This window comes from Kibdelosporangium banguiense (assembly GCF_017876405.1).
GTDB classification, from domain to species: domain Bacteria; phylum Actinomycetota; class Actinomycetes; order Mycobacteriales; family Pseudonocardiaceae; genus Kibdelosporangium; species Kibdelosporangium banguiense.
The window spans coordinates 3,824,040-3,840,581 of the sequence record NZ_JAGINW010000001.1; the positions used below are offsets into that span (position 1 = coordinate 3,824,040).

A 16,542-nucleotide genomic window follows, 5' to 3' on the forward strand; every position below is an offset into this window, starting at 1 on the left:
ATGAACACCCCGGGTGACCATTAGGGGAGTTCTCATGACAGAACCGGCACGACCCATCTTCGTGCGCCGGAAGCTGGGCGCCAAACTCCGTCGCCTGCGTGAGCGGGCAGAGCTCACGCTGGCCGACGCGGCCCCAAGACTGGACAGGACAAAAAGCGCACTACATCGTGTGGAAACCGGCGAGACAAAAGCGGACGTACATCTTGTACGCACAATGATGGACATCTACGACTGTTTCGACCCAAACCTCCTCGACGAAGCCAGGCACGCCCTCAAACCTCCCTGGTACAGGGCCTACGGAGTGAAGGACAAGGGCTACGTCGATGTCGAAACTGAGGCCGAGGAAGTCAACCAGGTACAATTGGTTGGTATACCAGGTCTCCTGCAAACCAAGGCATACACAAGAGCGCTGTTCCACGTTGGTCGCAGCCGGAGCCCGGAGGAGCTGGACTGTGATGTCAAGGTGCGGGGGATCCGGCAGCTCCGGTTGACCAGTGAGGAGCGGCCGTTGCAACTGGTCGCAGTCGTGCACGAGGCCGCGCTTCGTCGCGTCGTGGGCGGCCGGAGGGTCATGCGCGAGCAAATGCGGCATTTGGTGAAGGCAGCCGCACTTCCCACCGTGACTCTTCAGGTGATTCCGCTTGACGAAGGCAGCTACATGGTGCCGTATGGGCCGTTCAATCTGCTGAGATTCCCAGATCCAGAGGATCCTGAGCTGCTCTACATCGAGCACCCCGGCGGAGCCCACCACATTGAGGAGGCGCCAAAGGTGCGCGAAGGTAGACTTGTGTTCGACCAGTTGCGAATCCATGCACTGAGCCCCACCGATTCGGTTGCACTGATCGAGCGACTGGCGACCGAGCTGTATGGCCCCCGACAAGTGAGGCATGCACGTGGACCACTCCGGACTGACCTGGCGGAAGAGCACCTATAGCGACGACGGCGGCAACGCTGACTGTGTTGAGGTCGCGTGTTTACCGCTGGCTGCTGCAGTCCGCGACTCGAAGAATCCGGCTGCCGGGATGCTTGCCTTCCCCGATGGGGCTTGGCGATCTTTCCTGGGCGGCCTCAGCGGTTGAGGTAGGCGAGGACCGCCAGGACTCTTCGGTGGCCGCCGTCGCTGGGTGGTAGGTCCAGCTTGGCGAAGATGTTGCCGATGTGTTTGTGCACGGCTCTTTCGGTGACCGTCAGTTTTGTTGCTATGTCTCCGTTTGCGTGGCCTTCTGCCATCAGGCCGAGGACTTCCCGCTCTCTGGGGCTGAGGGTGCCGACGGGGTCCTGGGTGCGGCGGCGGACCAGTAGCTGGGCGACCACTTCGGGGTCCATCACTGTTCCGCCAGCCGCGACCCTCCGCAACGCGTCCACGAATTCGTCGACCCTGCTCACTCTGTCCTTCAACAGGTAGCCAACCGAACCTGCGCCGTCGGCCAACAGTTCGCCCGCGTAGGTCTCTTCCACATATTGGGAGAGAACCAGTACCGGCAGGCCGGGCATTTCGGCCCGTACCTCCAGGGCCGCGCGCAGGCCCTCGTCGCGGAAGCTCGGTGGCAGCCGGACGTCCACAATGGTCACATCCGGCTTGTGTTCGCGGACTGCCGCGACGAATGCCTTGCCGTCGATTGCTGTGGCGACAACCTCTATGCCCGCGGAGCGCAGCAAGAGGTTGAGGCCTTCGGAGAGCAGGATGTTGTCCTCCGCGATCACGACACGCAAGGCACCTCCACGGAGATCACAGTCGGCCCGCCGGGCGGGCTGTCCACGGCCAACGTACCGTCCAGCGCCGCGACTCGTCGCCGCATCCCGAGAATGCCTGTCCCATGTGACTCGTTCACGCCGCCGAACCCGTTGTCGGACACCGTGATTCGCAGACATTCATCGCGTGTCACACGTACGACCGCTGCTGTGGCATGGCTGTGCTTGGTGACGTTGGTCAACGCCTCGGCAACCACGAAGTACGCGGCGGCCTCGACCGGCGCGGGAACCCGGCCCAGATCCGACGTCTCGACCACGGTTGGCACCGGGCAGCGCGCCCCCAAAGCTGCCAGTGCTCCGTCGAGGCCCCGGTCGGTCAGGATCGGCGGATACATCGTCCTGATCACGTCCCGCAGCTCGCCCATGGCCTGTTCGGCGCCCTCCCGCGCCTCCCTGACCAGGTGTGACACCGGATCTTTGTCGTCGAGGGACTTCTCGGCCACGCCCAGCCGCATCGCGATCGACACGAGCCGTGCCTGCGTGCCGTCGTGCAGGTCGCGCTCGATCCTGCGCAGTTCGGCGTCATGTGCGTTGACCGCACCGGCCCGGGTCTCGGCGAGTTCTTCCACTCGTGCGGCCAGCTTCGACTGCGACAGCAGCAACTTCGACATGATCGCGTGCACACGAGCGATGAACGGCACCCCGAACCAGGCCAGGCCGAGCGCCCCAACCGCAATCGGTGCCCCGACCGCCAGCGCCATCGCCCAGTTGTCGATCCGTATGTCGAAGATCTGCCCGGTGTCCTGCGGCGCCAAGGTCCACCAGAAGACCGTCATCCACGTGGTGAACACCGCGAAGACGGTCAGCATCATCGTGAGGATGCCGAGACCGAAACCCAGGAACATGTGGACGACCAGCCACGCCAGGTCCCGCCAGGTGGTCGAGTCGGTGATCACCTGACGGACCCGGGCCAGCACACCCCCGCGCAGTGGCTGGAACGCCGGCTGGATCTCCGCCCCCAGGACCCAGCCGGCAAGGCCGCGGTGCATGTCCGTCCAGAGCCGGATGGTCATGATGACGATCGGGAACAGCACAAACCCCAGCCCGGCCGCGAACAGCGCCACCCCGCACATCAGGATGAGCAGGAAAAACGCCATCGAGAACGGTGCACTGAACCCGGCCAACGCCATGTACCCGGCGCTTCGCCCCCACTGTTTGAGCATGTCCCCAGTCTGCCGCCCGAGTTCCGCCGGCACAGTGGTACGGGCTACACCAAATCACGTCGCGCGGTCACCCAGATGAGTCATCCGCTCGGCGATCCGCTCCGGCGTCGGCCGGTGCATCTCGCCGGCGAACTGCCCATCCGCCAGGAAAACAACCGAGTCCGCGTACGACGCCGCCACCGGATCATGCGTCACCATCAGAACCGTCTGCCCCATACCGGTGACGACGTGCCGGAGCAGCTCCAGCACCTGACGCGCGGTCCGCGTGTCCAACGCCCCCGTCGGCTCGTCGGCGAACACCGCGTCAGGCCTCGTCACCAAGGCCCGCGCGATCGCCACACGCTGCTGCTGACCACCCGACAACTCACTCGGCAGCCGATTCAACCGATCACTGAGCCCAACCGCGCGAACAACCTCCGCCAGCAGCGCCTTGTCCACCCTCCTACCCGCCAGCCGCAACGGCAACGTGATGTTCTGCTGCACAGTCAACGTGGTGAGCAAGTTGTACGCCTGGAAGACGAAGCCGATCCGCTCCCGCCGCAGCGTCGTCAGCTGGGTCTCCTTCAACCGCGACAGCTCGGCGTCCCCCAGCCACACCTGCCCCGACGTCGGCTTGTCAAGCCCGGCCGCACAGTGCAGGAACGTGCTCTTGCCCGAACCCGACGGCCCCATCACCGCGGTGAACGTGCCCCGCCTCAACTCGATGCTCACATCCCGCAGCGCGTGCACAACCCCATCCCCGGAGCCGTAGACCTTGCTCACGCCGTTCATCCTGAGCGCGGGAGTGCCCACCGGCGCCTGCAGTGTCGCCTCAGTTCTCATACCGCCAACGCTATTGACCAGGGCAGACCCATTTGAATGGCTCAAACCCCCGAGTTGGCGGTGGGGCTATCCCTACCCCTGCGTCGGTTACTGGTACTGGCCGTACTTGATCACGTGTGGCCAGAAGGTGCTGTCCTCGATCGCGCACGGATATTCGAAATCCAAGTCGTCCTCGGCAAAGGACACACTCCAGGCAACCACATAGCCGCTTTGGTAGTCATCTGCGGTCAGCGAGAACACATAGAACTCAGGCTCACGCTCCACTCCGAGCTTGTCCAGCAGCGGATCGCCCTTGTGGATGAGGTCGATCGAGATGTTGTTCAGCGAGCGCGGCACCTTCATCTCCTTCACACCGCGAAACAACACATCCAACCTGGTGGAGTTGGGGTCGTCGATGTTCCTCTTGCTGCGCAGCAGGAGCAGGCAGTGCGACACCCCGTAGGACCACAGCTCGAACTCCCGCCCGAACTGGAGCGGCAACGCGATGTTCTCTTCCGACATTTCGATATACCTATCTGTAGGGATTCGGCAACGGCCCGCCGCCATAGGCGCCATAGTAGAAGTCAAGGTACTTGAGCAGTCCACGCTTCTCGAACTGCCGTAACTCCCACTCGGTCATCCCACCGCCACTTGTCGAGTTTTGAAGTTTCCCGAGGGCTGTTCTGTCGCGATATGCGGAAATATTGTGTGGTGAAGTACGTTCCACCAGGTGGCCGACGGAACAACTTGCGCCAGAACGTATGCAAGCGTTGGCGTTGCTGAAGTCCGGCGGTCCTGGGCTGGTGGCCGCAGCGGAGACCGCTTTGATCGGGTCGGACGCCGACGTGCGGGCATTCCTGACCACCGGTCAGCATGCGGCACGCGAGCATGACGAACGGCTCCAGGTCGCTTACATGCTCAGTGTGGGCGGTCGTGGTCTTCGGGCATTGGCCCAGCAGGCACTCGCCGGCTCGTCTCAGGATATTCACCAGTTCCTGGCGACCGGCTGGCAGGACTCGTACTGGCAGGATCAACGGGTCCGGACTGTCGCGGTGATGAATGCGGGCGGTCGCGGTGTGCGCCTCGCGGGGCAGGCCGCGTTGGATGGCAGCCGCGACGACCTACTCGACTTTCTTGTGTCCGGGCAGCACACGGCCCGCGACCAAGACAACCGGGTCCGTGCCGTGCAGATCATGTCTAACGGCGGTCCGGCCGTGCAACGCGCTGCCCGGACCGCGCTGTTGGAGGGGACGCCCGACGACGTCGAGTTCCTTGAGGTTGGTCAGTATGTCGCCCGGGAGCGTGACCAGGAAGTCGTGACCATCCAACACCTGGTCACATTGGCCAGGGAGGCCGGCGCCCAGGCGGCTGCGGAGACCGAGGCGGCTAAGGAGAGCGCGACGCAGGCCGTCCAGGCCACTGCGTTGGCCAAAAAGGCTGCTGAGCAAGCTGCTGTCGAGGCTGCTGCCGCACGTGACTCTGCGGGCAGGCGAGCGATGCCGCAGGTCGTGCGGCGAGCGCAGCCGAGCGGGCGGCAGAGTCTGTCCGGATCGCGATCGAAGCGTCGAGCACGGCCACACGGGCCGCTCGTGCGGCGGCTTCTCTCGCGGCTCGAGCGGCCGCCGCAGCCGTATTGGCTCGTGACGCCGCTGCTCGCGCATACAACGCGGCTGCCGGTGCGGTGGTGGACCGGAGCAAGGTTGGCGAGGCTCGGGTAGCGGCGGAGAACGCACAGAAGGCGGCTCAGTCTGCCCGGGACGCGGCCGCGTCGTGGACGGCGGTGCATGAGGCCTTCAGCCAGCTGAATACCGCGGTCGGTGCCGCGAAGAACGCGTCCACGTATGCGGACCAGGCCGCAGCTGCAGCTGACGCGGCGGCCGGGCACGCGGCAGCGGCAGGCGGTGACGCCACCAAGGCCCGTCGGGCTGCTGAACAGGCCCGTAAGGCGGCGCAAACGGCGTCGCAGGCGGCAAATGCGGCCGAGACGCTCGCTCGCGAAGCGGCACAAGCGGCGAACGAGTCCCGTCAGGCGGCATTGGACGCTGCCACGCATGCCGAGGCAGCCGCAACGGCAGCCAAACTGGCAGCAGATCAAGCCACTCACGCCGATCAGATGGCCCAAGGGACAGCCAACCACGCTGCGGCAGCCAAAGCCGCCGCCGACGCGGCTGAGGTTGCCTCCGAGAAGGCGCACCAGGTTCAGGAAGCAGCCCGTAGGGCCGACGCGGAACGACTCGCCACACAGACCGAGAAAGCAGTCCAGGAAGCGGAGCTGGCGAAGGAAGCCGAGCAGAACCGCAAGGCGACGCAGGCCTGGGAAGAGGCCGAGGAAACGCGGCGCGACGAGGAGACCAGACGGCTGCTGGCCGAGGCCACCGCACCTGGTGCGCCCACCGAGGTGGTCGTGGGCCATGGTCGGCGGGTGGCGGTCCGAATGCTGCACACTGGCGCCCAGTGGACCAGGGCGGCTGCGGAGACGACGCTGACTGGCACCAGCGAGGATGTTCGCCGATTCGTCACCTCTGGTCTGGCACTGGGTGCCGAACAGGACGACCGGACCAGGGTCAGCCACATTGCCGCCACCACCACAGTCGCGCCGCTGAAAACGGCCGCTGTGGCGGCGCTTGCGAGCAACCATGCCGCGGTCAAGGAATTCCTGCGGACTCTGGACTACCCGGGCAAGGACATCGACGACCGGGTGCGAATCACCCAGATCATGTCCGACGGTGGGCCGGCCCTCAAGGCCGCTGGACGGCGCGCCATGGAAGGGTCCGCTGTGGACCGCGAGTACTTCCTGCGCACCGGGCAGTACATCGCCGCGGAACAGGACGACCGGATCAAGATCACGCAGATCATGAGTGCGGGTGGGCCGGAGGTCCGGGCCGCCGGCCGGATAGCGATGCTGGGCCCGTCCTCTTACCAGAAGCAGTTCCTGGACGTCGAGCAACACAAGGCGCGGCGCCGTGACCAAGACGCCGCGGCACACGTCGCTGAGGTCGGCCAGTACCTCGCCGAGGCGACGAAGATCGTGGACACTGCGCAACAGAACGCGGCGTTGGCCGCGAAGGTGGCCGCCGAAGCACGCAACGCCGCCACCGAAGCTGCCGAGCATGCCAAGGACGCACTCGAATGGGCGAACCAGGCAGCGAACTCCGCCAACGAAGCCAAGGCCTCCGCCGATCAAGCTCAGGCGAGCGCGGCAAGTGCCGCCGAGTCGGCGAGAATCGCCCGTAACGCTGCTGCTGCAGCGCAACAGTTAGCACGCCAAGCGGCAGCGGCGGCCGCTCGTGCGGAAGCCTCAGCGGGCCAGGCGCGGGCGTACGCCGCGAACGCCGCGGCTTCTGCTGAGCGAGCGCGTATCGCGAAATGGGAGGCCAGCCAGGATCTCATCCTGACAGCTGAAGCGGCCCTGGGCGCTCTGAAAGCGGCGCAAGCGTTGCAGCAGAGGGAAGAAGCGGCTAGTCAGGCGGCCCAGAACGGCCCTCCTGGTGACGATCCGATCGGCACCGTCTCGGTCCGTACGTACGAGAATGGCGTCATGGCCGCCGTTCTCAACGGTCAGTGTTTCGTCAACGGGGTGCACGCGGTCGGCGTCGCCAACTGCGACGAGTTCGCAGCGTCCTTCGACAAGTTTCTGAGCGACATCGGACCGTTCTTCGACTTCAACAGCATCAAGGATCGAGACGACGCCGCGGCCATCGTGCTCAAGCTGTACTGTAGGGACCGCGACAGCAAATGCAGCGATGTGCTGCGCCAGGCGCTCAAGTCGATGAACCTGCCAACAATTCCGTTGGCGGATTTTGGTTCCGGTCCTAACCTGGGCGTTGGCCTTGGGTGGCAGTTCACACATCTGCTCAAGGCCGGCGAGCATGCCTGGGATCTGCTCGGCACGGTGGTCAAAACCGGTGACAAGCTTGACGAGGCGGCCCAAAAGCTGGCGGCGCGGCTCGGTGGCGAGGCACAAGTGGCGTTCCAGGCAGATCCAAAACGGCGAGAGTTCGATACCATCTCAGACCTCTACATCGCCCAGACCAAGCCAGCCGGCTTCGTTGTCGGCCCCAAGTTCCGTGACCAGGCAAAGGCCACTTTCGAATACGCGATGAGTACCGAACGACAACCGTATTTCCACTTTGAAGGACCGCCGGACCCGGGCGTCATCCGTAAGCTGGACGAGTACGCCTCGAGGTACGGGGTGGGCTATGTACTCGACGTCCGACCGTTGTGAGGTTGACATGTATCAATTCCATGGCTGGTTCCAACTGCGGGACACAGTCGAGGACACCTTTGATGGCACGCCGCTGGAGGACGGCGTCGACGGGCTGAGGACTGTGGTAGCTGAGTTCGACGGCAGTCTGAACGCGGTTGCTGAGATCCAGGCTCTTAATGGCGAGTACTACCTGTGGATCAACGGATCCACGAATCGTCGTCGTTTCCCTGGCGAAGCGGCCACAGTGGACGACGTTTTGGCGTTCCTGGCCGAGCATCTGCCGGGTTCGTACGGTCTGATGTACGAGCGGGACGACGAGATGACTGAGCCTCCTGGCGGGAACGCGTTCCGGGTCAGGAGGCTTGCTCGCGGCGTTGTCACCGAACATGACGACCCGTTCCTGTCGCCGGCGAACCCGACCATCGAGATCTGACGGTCTGTCCTCGTCCGACCTGCCGCGCTTCCGGGAATTGGTTGCGTAGTCGGTCCGCGAGGTCGCGCGTGCCGACTTGGGATGCCGGCGCCACATGGAGGATGGCGCCCATCAGGCCTTTTGGGGTCGTTTCCAGGATGTCCGGCCGGAAGTCGAAGACTCGCCGGAATCGGTCGTCAGCCTCCTGAGTGGTCTCGGTGTAGATCTTCGCGATTTGTGTGTCGTTTGCCAGCATGGCAGCGGCACGCGTCATTTCGACGTCCTCCCTGAAATAGAGAAGGACCTGGTCGGTGCAGGGTTGGTGATCGCCGAGTGGCATCGGCCCGCGGGATTCCGCCGAATCAGGGCCTGATCTGAACAGCAGCAGCGCGGCGATGGCTCCCGCGACAACCGCAACCAGGCCCCCGATCAGCAGCAACCGTCGTGTTCCAGGTGCTGTCACGCGAAGCATCATGGCAGTGCACAGTTGACTGGCAGCACGGTAGTCCTGAATCGTAAGGCGGTTGTGCCTGTGGTACCTGCAATCGCAGCCGTATCGAGTGAACCTCCGCCAATCCCTATCTGATTCACGTCAACGGGGCGAATCGTGGTTGGGGTATTTCTGTGAACGGGGCGAACCAGTCGTGCCACAGCGCCGCAGCCTGCAGTTGTGAGCCGCTCGACAGGGAGACGTTCGCGTCGTTCGGTCGAGGTGGACAAGCCGGTCAAGGCAGCTCTCGGGTGGCTATCGGTGATGCTGTACATGGTAGTGATCCACTGAACGGTGCAGTGTATGTCGGCCGTTCGCCTGTCCCGTTTGGAGCTGTATAAACACCGTTTGGCCGCTCCTTTTTCGTGAGGGCAGCGGTAGGGTCTGCATCGTTCTGGCTGATTCGGGGGGACACATTCCGACTTCTGGAAGCGTGTGACCGCTTCGGTCCAGGCGCGTGCAGCCATGACAACAAATAGGGGAGTGTGCCCGGTGCGGGGTGGAAATGTGCGCGTCGCCAGTCTGGTGGCGGCGACGGCGGCGATCGTGCTGGGTGCGAGCTCCGCGCAGGCGCTCGTCGGCGACGAGGTCGCCGACGGCAATTACCGGTTCACGGCCAAGATCGAGGTCGGCAACAGTGTCCGTAACTGTTCGGGTGCGTTGATCTCGCAGGACTGGCTGCTTACGGCGAAACAATGTTTCGTGGAGAACACCGCTCCAGGCGCGCCCGCGCACGCGACGAAGGCCACTATCGGCAAAACCAGGCTGTCGTCGTCAGCCGGCGAGGTCGTCGACGTCGTGCACGTGATCCCCCGCGGCGACCGAGACCTCGCGTTGGCCAAGCTGGCGCGACCGGTGAACGTCCCCACGCTGCAGTTCGGCTCCTCACCCGCGGCGACCAATGACGTACTGAGGATCGCGGGCTACGGCCGCACCAACACCGAATGGCTGCCGGATCGGCTGCACGCCGGGACATTCACGGTGCAGAACGTGACTCCCACTACGTTCGCGGTCGACAGTGCGGCTACTGGGCAGCCGTCGATCTGCCGGGGCGATGGCGGCGGCCCGGTCTTCCGTGAGAACAACGGGACTTTCCAGCTGATCGGCATCACGAGCACGTCGTGGCAGGGCGGCTGTCTCGGCGAGACGGAGACCCGTCGCGGCGGTGTGGCCACCCGGCTCGACGACATCGTCAGCTGGATCCAGACCAACCAATTCGACCCGGTTGCCGTCCCGCAGGCGAAGTCGATCACCGCGAGCTGGAAGGTGCCGACTGTCTCGGGACTCGTCCCCAACCTGAAACTCCACGGATCGACCGACCCGGCGGTGCCGATCGGGCAGCAGACACTGCTGGCTGGTCCCGGCCGGTTGACCGCTTTCACACACCAGGGCCTCAAACCGAAGCAGACCTGGTACTACAAGGTCGTCATGGTCGATCCCGCCACCGGCTTGGACGGCCCCGTCTCACCGGTGGTGTCCGCGAAGACGACCGGTGCCCTGCAGTCCGACTTCAACGGTGATCGCAAGGAAGATGTCGCCACCTTCGTGCAAGGCAGCAGCTCGGACGTATATGTCTCCCGCTCGACCGGCCAGAACTTCATAGAGGACAACCAGATATGGCACGACTTCTTCGCGGAACCAGGACAACTCCCGCTGTCCGGTGATTTCAACGGCGACGGCAAGGCGGATATCGTCGCGTTCACCCGTGGCGACACTGGTGACGCCTGGGTGTCGTTGTCCGCCGGTACAGGCTTCCAGCCCACGACGTTGTGGCACGGAGACTTTGCCTTCCGCTCGGAAGTTCCCGCGGTCGGTGACGTCAACGGTGATGGCAAGGACGACATCGTGGTGTTCACCCAGGGCTCCAGCGGTGATGTCTACGTGGCACTGTCGACCGGCAGCGCGTTCATGACGTCCGAGAAGTGGCACGAGAACTTCGCGTTCAACGCCGAGTTCCCGGCTGTCGGCGACGTCAACGGCGACGGAAGGGACGACATCGTCACCTTCTTCCGGGGCCAGGCTGGCAATGCACAGCGTGGCGACGTCTATGTGGCGCTGTCGACTGGGTCCAAGTTCGGTGACACCCCGTTCGCGCCGTTGTGGCACAACTACTTCGCGATCGACGACGAGATCCCTGGTGTCGGTGACTTCGACGGTGACGGAAAGGACGACATCGTCGTGTTTGTACGCGGTACCGAAGGCGACGTCTATGTGGCGCCGTCGAACGGGTCCGAGTTCGCAGACCCGGGGCGGATCTGGCACCACTTGTTCGCTCCGAACTCAGAAGTTCCGGTACCACGGCTGATCCCCTGAACCCGATGTCCTTCAAGAGACATGCGAGTAACCAGCGTTGATCCGGCAGATCGCTCAGGCCCGCCCGGCGCAACGAGCGGCGGCCAGGGTGGTACACCGGTCCCGATGTTATGTCCGATGAGCTGCTGGCATTGTGGGTGTTTCGGCGTGCCAAAAATAAGCAGGGGGTGCACCCGGCTCGGGCGCACCCCCTGCTGGAGAGAGATCCTCAGCACTTGGTCTTGTAGAAGAACTCCGACTTTGTGTCCATGTCCTGTTTGGTCAGGGCGATGAGCGGGGCGGAGATGTTGCGCTGGGTGGGTTTGCCTTCGATGGCGGCGACTGCCTGTTCGACGCCGGCTTTGCCGATGGTGGCCGGGTCCTGGGCGATGAGGGCCTGGAAGGCGCCGCTGCGGAGGCCCTCCACCTCGGAAGGGCTTGCGTCGAAGCCGATCAGCTGGACCTGGCCGACCTTGCCTGCGCTGCGCAGGCCGGTGGCGGCGCCCTCGCCGCTGTTGAGGTTGGTGGCGAAGACGCCGATCAGGTCGGGGGTGCTGGAGACGGCCGCGGTGACCTTCTGGGCGGCCACGGCGGGCTCGTTGTCGGTGAACTGGATGCCGATCGACTTCAGGTTCGGCGCCACCTTCTTCAGTTCTTCCTCGAAGCCCTTGGCGCGGGCGGCTGTGGTCGATGTGCCGGGCTTGGTGTCCAGCACGAGTACCGAGCCGGTCTTGCCGTTGTTCAGTTTGGCCATGGTCTGGGCTGCGAGCTGGCCGCCCTGGGTGTTGTCCGAGGAGATCGAGGAGGCCGCGACCGAGGTGTCCTGCAGGGCGGTGTCGACTTCGATGATCTTCACGCCCATGTCCTTGATCTGCTTCATCTGGGGCGCCATGGTCTTGTCGTCCGTGGGCGCGATCAGCAGCGCGGCAGGCTTCTTGGCGCCGAGCGCCGTCACGATCGGGCCCTGCATGGTCGGGTCGAACTCGTCCGGGGCCTGGGTGTTCAACGTGTAACCGGCCTGTTTGGCCGCTGCCTCGGCGCCGCATTGCATGGAGGTGTAGAACGGCTCGTTCTTCACGCCGACGACCAGTTCGAGGTTCTTGTTGGACGGCGCCGTGCCGCTGCCGGACTGGGCCGGTGCGTTGTTCTGGCCGATCTGACCGCCGCAACCGGCCAGTAACGCGCCTGTGGCGAGCACCAGAGTGAGCGTCCTCGTTGACACTACGAACCTCCTACTATCGTTTGTTGTTGGCCCGCCTGCGTTGCTGGTCGAACCACACTGCGGCGACAAGGACCGCCCCTACCGCGATCATCTGCCAGTACGGCTGCACGCCGATGATGTTGAAGCCCTTCTGCAGCACCGCGGGGATGAAGACGCCGATCACGGTGCCCAGAATCGTGCCGATCCCGCCGAACAGGCTCGTGCCGCCCATCACCACGCCGGCGATCGCGTTGAGGTTGTCGGTGGTGTGCCCGGAGATCGTGGTCGACTGGAAGTAGGCCAGCGACATGAAACCCGCGATCCCGGCCAGGAACCCGGTCAGCAGATAGACGTTGGTCAGATGCCGGGTCACGCCGATGCCCGCGCGCCGGGCGGCTTCGGCGTTCGAACCGATGGCGAAGGTGTAACGGCCGAACCTGGTGGTGTGCAACACGAATCCGAAGATCACGGTGATCACCACGGCCACCACGACCAGGTTGGGGATATTGCCTTCCAGCGTCCCGAAACCGAGACTGTCGCGCAGTTCCAACGGAACCGTGCGGACGTTCGTGCCGTCGTTGAGCAGTGACGCCACACCGAGCGCGGCGCCGAGCGTCCCCAGCGTGACGATCAACGGCGGGATGTTCGCCCGCGCCACCAGCAGGCCATTGACCAGGCCCCACAGCGCGCCACCGGCGATCGCCACGACCAGGCCGACGAGGATCACGCCCCAGCCCGCGTTGCTGGCGTCCTGACCTGGGCTCATCCACTCCATGGTCTTCGCCGAGATCATCCCTGCGAAGATCAGCACCGAGCCGACCGACAGGTCGATGCCGCCGGTGATGATCACGAACGTCATCCCGACCGCGATCACCAGCAGTACCGAGGTCTCGATGAACAGCTGCTGGAAGTTGAAGAACGTCAGGAACGAGTCCGGCGCGAGCACGCTGAACACCACGACCAGCGCCAGCAGCACCAAAGCGATCCAGAACGTGTTGGCCGACAACAGCCGCGCGCTGAAGGAGCGCCGCTCGACCGTCGGCGGTGTGTCCAATGTGGTCGTCATGCGGCGTCCTCCTGGGTCAGTGCGCCGGTCATCGCGCCCACCAGGTCCTCCAGCGTCGCGCCGGCCGCACTGAACCGGGCCACGCGGCGGCCCAGCCGCAGTACCTCCACCCGGTCGGACACCGAGAGCACCTCGGGCATGTTGTGGCTGATCAGCACGACCGCCATGCCTTCGTCCCGGACCCGCCGGATCACGTCGAGCACCTTTTCCCGTTGCACCACACCGAGTGCGGCAGTCGGCTCGTCCATGAAGACGACCTTGCTCGCCCATACGACCGACCGCGCGACGGCGACGCTTTGACGCTGACCACCGGACAAGGAGCCGATCGGAACATCGATGCTCTGCAGCGTCACGCCGAGCCGGCTGAACTCCTCAGCGGCCTGCCTGCGCATTTCCGGCTTGTCGAGCACGCCGAGCTTGCCCAGCAGGCCTTTGCGCTTGATCTCTCGGCCCAGGAACAGGTTCGCGGCCGGGTCGAGCTCGGGCGCGACCGCGAGATCCTGGTAGACGGTCTCGATGCCCAGCCGTCGTGCGGTCACCGGCGAGTCGAGCGTGACCGGGTTCCCGTCGATCAGCACAGTGCCGGAGTCCGGGATCTCCACCCCGGACAGGCATTTGACCAATGTGGACTTCCCGGCGCCGTTGTCGCCGATCAGGGCGACCACCTCACCGGCGGCGACTTCGAACGAGGCGCCTCGCAGTGCCTCAACGGAACCGTAGTGCTTGACTATGTTCTGGGCCTGTAACACGGGTGTCACTGCGAAACCTCCGGTGGCAGGCATCGAATCGCGACGAGATCACCGTCCACGGCAGACGGCCCGGCTGCGTACGGGAACACGTATGTATCGCCCTTGTTCACCGCCACTTCACCATGCTCGGTGCGCAGGGTTCCCGAACCCTCGAGCGCGACAAGGATCGAGAACGACGCGTCCAGTGTGGCGCCGCCGCGGATTCGTTGTGCCCGGAAGAAACCGGCCGCGTCCGGGCCGAGCAGATCGGTCACCGGCGACGCGTCCTCGGCGTGCCGGACGATCGAGCGGAGCCGGTCGGCGTCCCAGCCGGACCGGTCCACGCAGTCCAGGACGACGTCGTAGCCGAAGCCAAGGTGACCGCCCGCCTCGGAGTCCAGGAAGTCCTTCCATTCCAACGTAACCGAGAGATCGGTGGGCTGCTGCAGTTCGACGATGAACACGCCCGCGCCGATGGCATGCGGCAGGCCTGCGGGCACGAAGACCGTGTCGCCGGGCCGGACGGTGACCGGGTTCAGCGCGGAGAGCATTGCCGCGGTGTCCTGCTCGGCCACCCAGTCGGCGACCGTCGTGCTCGACAGGTCCTCCTGGAATCCGATGTGGACAGAACCGCCTTCGCCCGGCGTGCCGACGATGATCCACGCTTCGGTCTTGCCGAAGTGCGAACCCATGTGTGCCTGGGCGAACGCGTCCGACGGGTGGCAGTGCACCGGCAATCGCTGGCCCGCGTCGAGCAGTTTCACCAGTACGGCCGGGTCCGCCCCGAATCTGTCGGAATGTGCTCTGCCCAGCCAGTTCTCCGGGTGCGCACGGACGGCGTCGCGCAGCCACTGACCGTCCGCGAGCTTGGTCATGCCGTCGGTTTGCTTGCCGTACCTCGGGGTTGTCGAGGCGACCCAGTCCTCGGGACCGAACTCGGTCCGCGCCTTGCCGGTGCCCCTGAGTGCCTCGATCGCGCCGCCGCCGGCGTAGAATTGGGTGGGCTGGTTGGCCGGCAACCACACGGGACCACGACCTGTGGCGGCGTCTGCGCTGTTCAAGGGCTTACCTCTCCCGATCCCCGAGGGATGATGTCGGCCGGCAGCACTAGCCTGCGCGGCGGTGACGTATCGCCCTCCATCCGGGCGAACAACAACTCGGCGGCGGCGCGGCCCATCGCGGCGATGTCGTGCGCGAGGACGGTGACCGGCGGACTCAGGAGATCGGCCAGTTCGAAGTCGTCGAACCCGGCCAGCGCGGGGCGCGTGTTCAACGTGCTCAACGCGCGCAGGACCATGATGGTGATCCGGTTGTTGCCAGTGATCAACGCGGTCGCGGGCGAGACACCCGCCAGCAGGCGGCGGACGGCGACTGCCACCCCCGCGTCGCTGTGCGGCCCCATCACGACGAGGCTCTCGTCGTAACGGATACCGGCCCTCGCGCACCCTTCCCGGAAACCGCGCAGCCGCTCACTCGCGGTGAAGATATCCGGTGCGTCACCGAGGAATCCGATCCGGGAGTGCCCGTATCCGGCGAGATGGTTGACCATCATCGCGGTCCCGCCAAGGTTGTCGACGAGCACGGTGTCGGCCACGACATCACCGGCCGGCCGGTCGACGAACACCACTGGCGTTCCGGCGCGCATCTCGGGCACGAGGTAGCCGTGCTGCATCCCGGCGGGCACAACGATCAGGCCGTCCACCCGGCGTGAGCAGAACTCCAGCGCGAGCTCACGTTCCCTGGCCGGGTCCTCGGCGGAGGAGCCGGTGAGCACCTGCCTGCCGTAGGTCCTGGCGACCTCTTCGACCGCGCGTGTCAGCGTTGAGTAGAAGGGGTTTCCGACATCCTCCAGGACCAGGCCGATGGTCCCGGTGGACATCCCGCGGCGCAGGTTGCGGGCGCCCAGATTGCGGCGGAAGCCGAGTTGTTCGATCGCGGCCAACACACGTTCCGCCGTGTCCGGGTGGACACCGGGCTCGTCGTTGACCACCCTGGAGACAGTTTTGATGCTCACACCGGCGAGCCGCGCGACGTCACTCATGGTCGCCCGGCGGACCTTGCGTGTCCCTGGTTCCGACAACGTTGTCATGGTGGCGCTGAGTATCACTGCGCTTCCGGCGCGTGTCAACGGTACAACGACTGGAGTCGCCGGTCACGCCCTGTGCGATCCGATTCGCGACGATCTTGGCCGGGTACGGGCATCGCGGGCGTGACTTTTCGGCCGGCCGGGACCTGGCCAACCGAGTCCTTTGTGGAACGCGGGGTGGGATGGCCGGCTTCGCCCTGCTCGCACGACGAGAGTGCCCGGCGGGTCGCAGCACGTGTTCGCCTCGTCAGCGGAATAGGCCGAATGGGGTAATCGAAAGACTGATATTTGTATCGAATGGCCCGTGCGTCGCTGTTTTCCGGTGGCGCGCGGGATATCTTTCC

The 16,542-nt window shown here is 65.1% G+C and carries 16 protein-coding genes; 6 read left to right on the forward strand and 10 right to left on the reverse strand.

Translation table 11 applies throughout. The annotated features are described in order from the left end of the window. Positions 1 to 34: 34 nt before the first annotated feature. Together JOF56_RS18150 and JOF56_RS18155 are read left to right on the forward strand one after the other, a co-directional pair. A complete protein-coding gene (locus JOF56_RS18150) occupies positions 35 to 934 on the forward strand; it encodes a helix-turn-helix domain-containing protein (protein ID WP_209639385.1) in 900 nt (299 codons plus the stop codon). Then, positions 888 to 1,079, forward strand: coding sequence for a DUF397 domain-containing protein (locus tag JOF56_RS18155; RefSeq protein ID WP_209639388.1), 192 nt, complete (start codon positions 888 to 890; stop codon positions 1,077 to 1,079). The genes JOF56_RS18150 and JOF56_RS18155 overlap by 47 nt, the downstream gene beginning before the upstream one ends. Here JOF56_RS18155 and JOF56_RS18160 read toward each other — a convergent pair. From JOF56_RS18160 to JOF56_RS18175, 4 genes are all read right to left on the reverse strand, one after another. Beyond that, positions 1,069 to 1,713, reverse strand: coding sequence for a response regulator (locus tag JOF56_RS18160; protein WP_209639392.1), 645 nt, complete (start codon positions 1,711 to 1,713; stop codon positions 1,069 to 1,071). The genes JOF56_RS18155 and JOF56_RS18160 overlap by 11 nt on opposite strands. Next, complete coding sequence (locus JOF56_RS18165; RefSeq protein ID WP_209639395.1) at positions 1,701 to 2,915, reverse strand: sensor histidine kinase; 1,215 nt, start codon at positions 2,913 to 2,915, stop codon at positions 1,701 to 1,703. Before JOF56_RS18165 ends, JOF56_RS18160 begins: the two co-directional genes overlap by 13 nt. 54 nt (positions 2,916 to 2,969) lie before the next feature. Beyond that, positions 2,970 to 3,737: an ABC transporter ATP-binding protein gene (locus JOF56_RS18170; RefSeq protein ID WP_209639398.1), complete on the reverse strand. Its 768-nt coding sequence runs from the start codon at positions 3,735 to 3,737 to the stop codon at positions 2,970 to 2,972. 87 nt (positions 3,738 to 3,824) lie between these two features. Next, entirely contained in the window at positions 3,825 to 4,238 is a 414-nt protein-coding gene (locus JOF56_RS18175; RefSeq protein ID WP_209639400.1) for a hypothetical protein, read from the reverse strand. A 239-nt stretch (positions 4,239 to 4,477) separates the two neighbouring features. Between JOF56_RS18175 and JOF56_RS18180 the strand changes: the two genes are divergently transcribed. Genes JOF56_RS18180 through JOF56_RS18190 form a run of 3 tightly spaced genes read left to right on the forward strand, consistent with a single transcriptional unit; the run spans position 4,478 to position 8,356 of the window. Next, entirely contained in the window at positions 4,478 to 5,434 is a 957-nt protein-coding gene (locus tag JOF56_RS18180; RefSeq protein ID WP_209639403.1) for an ALF repeat-containing protein, read from the forward strand. Continuing rightward, a complete protein-coding gene (locus JOF56_RS18185; RefSeq protein WP_209639406.1) occupies positions 5,401 to 7,941 on the forward strand; it encodes a restriction endonuclease fold toxin in 2,541 nt (846 codons plus the stop codon). The genes JOF56_RS18180 and JOF56_RS18185 overlap by 34 nt, the downstream gene beginning before the upstream one ends. A 7-nt stretch (positions 7,942 to 7,948) precedes the next feature. Continuing rightward, positions 7,949 to 8,356, forward strand: a complete 408-nt coding sequence (locus JOF56_RS18190) for an Imm7 family immunity protein (RefSeq protein ID WP_209639409.1) — start codon at positions 7,949 to 7,951, stop codon at positions 8,354 to 8,356. On the opposite strand, the gene JOF56_RS18195 is transcribed toward JOF56_RS18190, so the two are convergent. Next, on the reverse strand, positions 8,301 to 8,774 hold the full coding sequence (locus JOF56_RS18195) for a hypothetical protein (protein ID WP_209639412.1): 474 nt from the start codon (positions 8,772 to 8,774) through the stop codon (positions 8,301 to 8,303). The genes JOF56_RS18190 and JOF56_RS18195 overlap by 56 nt on opposite strands. A 558-nt stretch (positions 8,775 to 9,332) precedes the next feature. Here JOF56_RS18195 and JOF56_RS18200 point away from each other — a divergent pair. Further along, a complete protein-coding gene (locus JOF56_RS18200) occupies positions 9,333 to 11,138 on the forward strand; it encodes a trypsin-like serine protease (RefSeq protein ID WP_209639416.1) in 1,806 nt (601 codons plus the stop codon). Positions 11,139 to 11,346: 208 nt separating this feature from the next. Here the strand turns inward: JOF56_RS18200 and JOF56_RS18205 are convergent, their stop codons facing one another. Genes JOF56_RS18205 through JOF56_RS18225 form a run of 5 tightly spaced genes read right to left on the reverse strand, consistent with a single transcriptional unit; the run spans position 11,347 to position 16,153 of the window. Continuing rightward, a complete protein-coding gene (locus JOF56_RS18205; protein ID WP_209639419.1) occupies positions 11,347 to 12,339 on the reverse strand; it encodes an ABC transporter substrate-binding protein in 993 nt (330 codons plus the stop codon). A 13-nt stretch (positions 12,340 to 12,352) separates the two neighbouring features. Further along, positions 12,353 to 13,384 carry an ABC transporter permease gene (locus JOF56_RS18210; RefSeq protein ID WP_209639421.1) on the reverse strand — a complete coding sequence of 344 codons (1,032 nt, stop codon included), beginning with the start codon at positions 13,382 to 13,384 and terminating at the stop codon, positions 12,353 to 12,355. Then, on the reverse strand, positions 13,381 to 14,142 hold the full coding sequence (locus tag JOF56_RS18215) for an ATP-binding cassette domain-containing protein (RefSeq protein WP_307855147.1): 762 nt from the start codon (positions 14,140 to 14,142) through the stop codon (positions 13,381 to 13,383). Before JOF56_RS18215 ends, JOF56_RS18210 begins: the two co-directional genes overlap by 4 nt. Further along, positions 14,139 to 15,173: a class I mannose-6-phosphate isomerase gene (locus JOF56_RS18220; RefSeq protein ID WP_209639427.1), complete on the reverse strand. Its 1,035-nt coding sequence runs from the start codon at positions 15,171 to 15,173 to the stop codon at positions 14,139 to 14,141. The genes JOF56_RS18215 and JOF56_RS18220 overlap by 4 nt, the downstream gene beginning before the upstream one ends. After that, complete coding sequence (locus JOF56_RS18225) at positions 15,170 to 16,153, reverse strand: LacI family DNA-binding transcriptional regulator (protein ID WP_209648320.1); 984 nt, start codon at positions 16,151 to 16,153, stop codon at positions 15,170 to 15,172. The genes JOF56_RS18220 and JOF56_RS18225 overlap by 4 nt, the downstream gene beginning before the upstream one ends. Between the last annotated feature and the right edge of the window lie 389 nt (positions 16,154 to 16,542).

What these genes read in the sequence shown, in the direction of transcription:
- JOF56_RS18150 (WP_209639385.1), top strand. Translation starts at nt 35, where the DNA reads ATGACAGAACCGGCACGACCCATCTTCGTGCGCCGGAAGCTGGGCGCC.
- JOF56_RS18155 (WP_209639388.1), top strand. Translation starts at nt 888, where the DNA reads ATGCACGTGGACCACTCCGGACTGACCTGGCGGAAGAGCACCTATAGC.
- JOF56_RS18165 (WP_209639395.1), bottom strand. Translation starts at nt 2,915, where the DNA reads ATGCTCAAACAGTGGGGGCGAAGCGCCGGGTACATGGCGTTGGCCGGG.
- JOF56_RS18170 (WP_209639398.1), bottom strand. Translation starts at nt 3,737, where the DNA reads ATGAGAACTGAGGCGACACTGCAGGCGCCGGTGGGCACTCCCGCGCTC.
- JOF56_RS18175 (WP_209639400.1), bottom strand. Translation starts at nt 4,238, where the DNA reads ATGTCGGAAGAGAACATCGCGTTGCCGCTCCAGTTCGGGCGGGAGTTC.
- JOF56_RS18180 (WP_209639403.1), top strand. Translation starts at nt 4,478, where the DNA reads ATGCAAGCGTTGGCGTTGCTGAAGTCCGGCGGTCCTGGGCTGGTGGCC.
- JOF56_RS18190 (WP_209639409.1), top strand. Translation starts at nt 7,949, where the DNA reads ATGTATCAATTCCATGGCTGGTTCCAACTGCGGGACACAGTCGAGGAC.
- JOF56_RS18210 (WP_209639421.1), bottom strand. Translation starts at nt 13,384, where the DNA reads ATGACGACCACATTGGACACACCGCCGACGGTCGAGCGGCGCTCCTTC.
- JOF56_RS18225 (WP_209648320.1), bottom strand. Translation starts at nt 16,153, where the DNA reads ATGAGTGACGTCGCGCGGCTCGCCGGTGTGAGCATCAAAACTGTCTCC.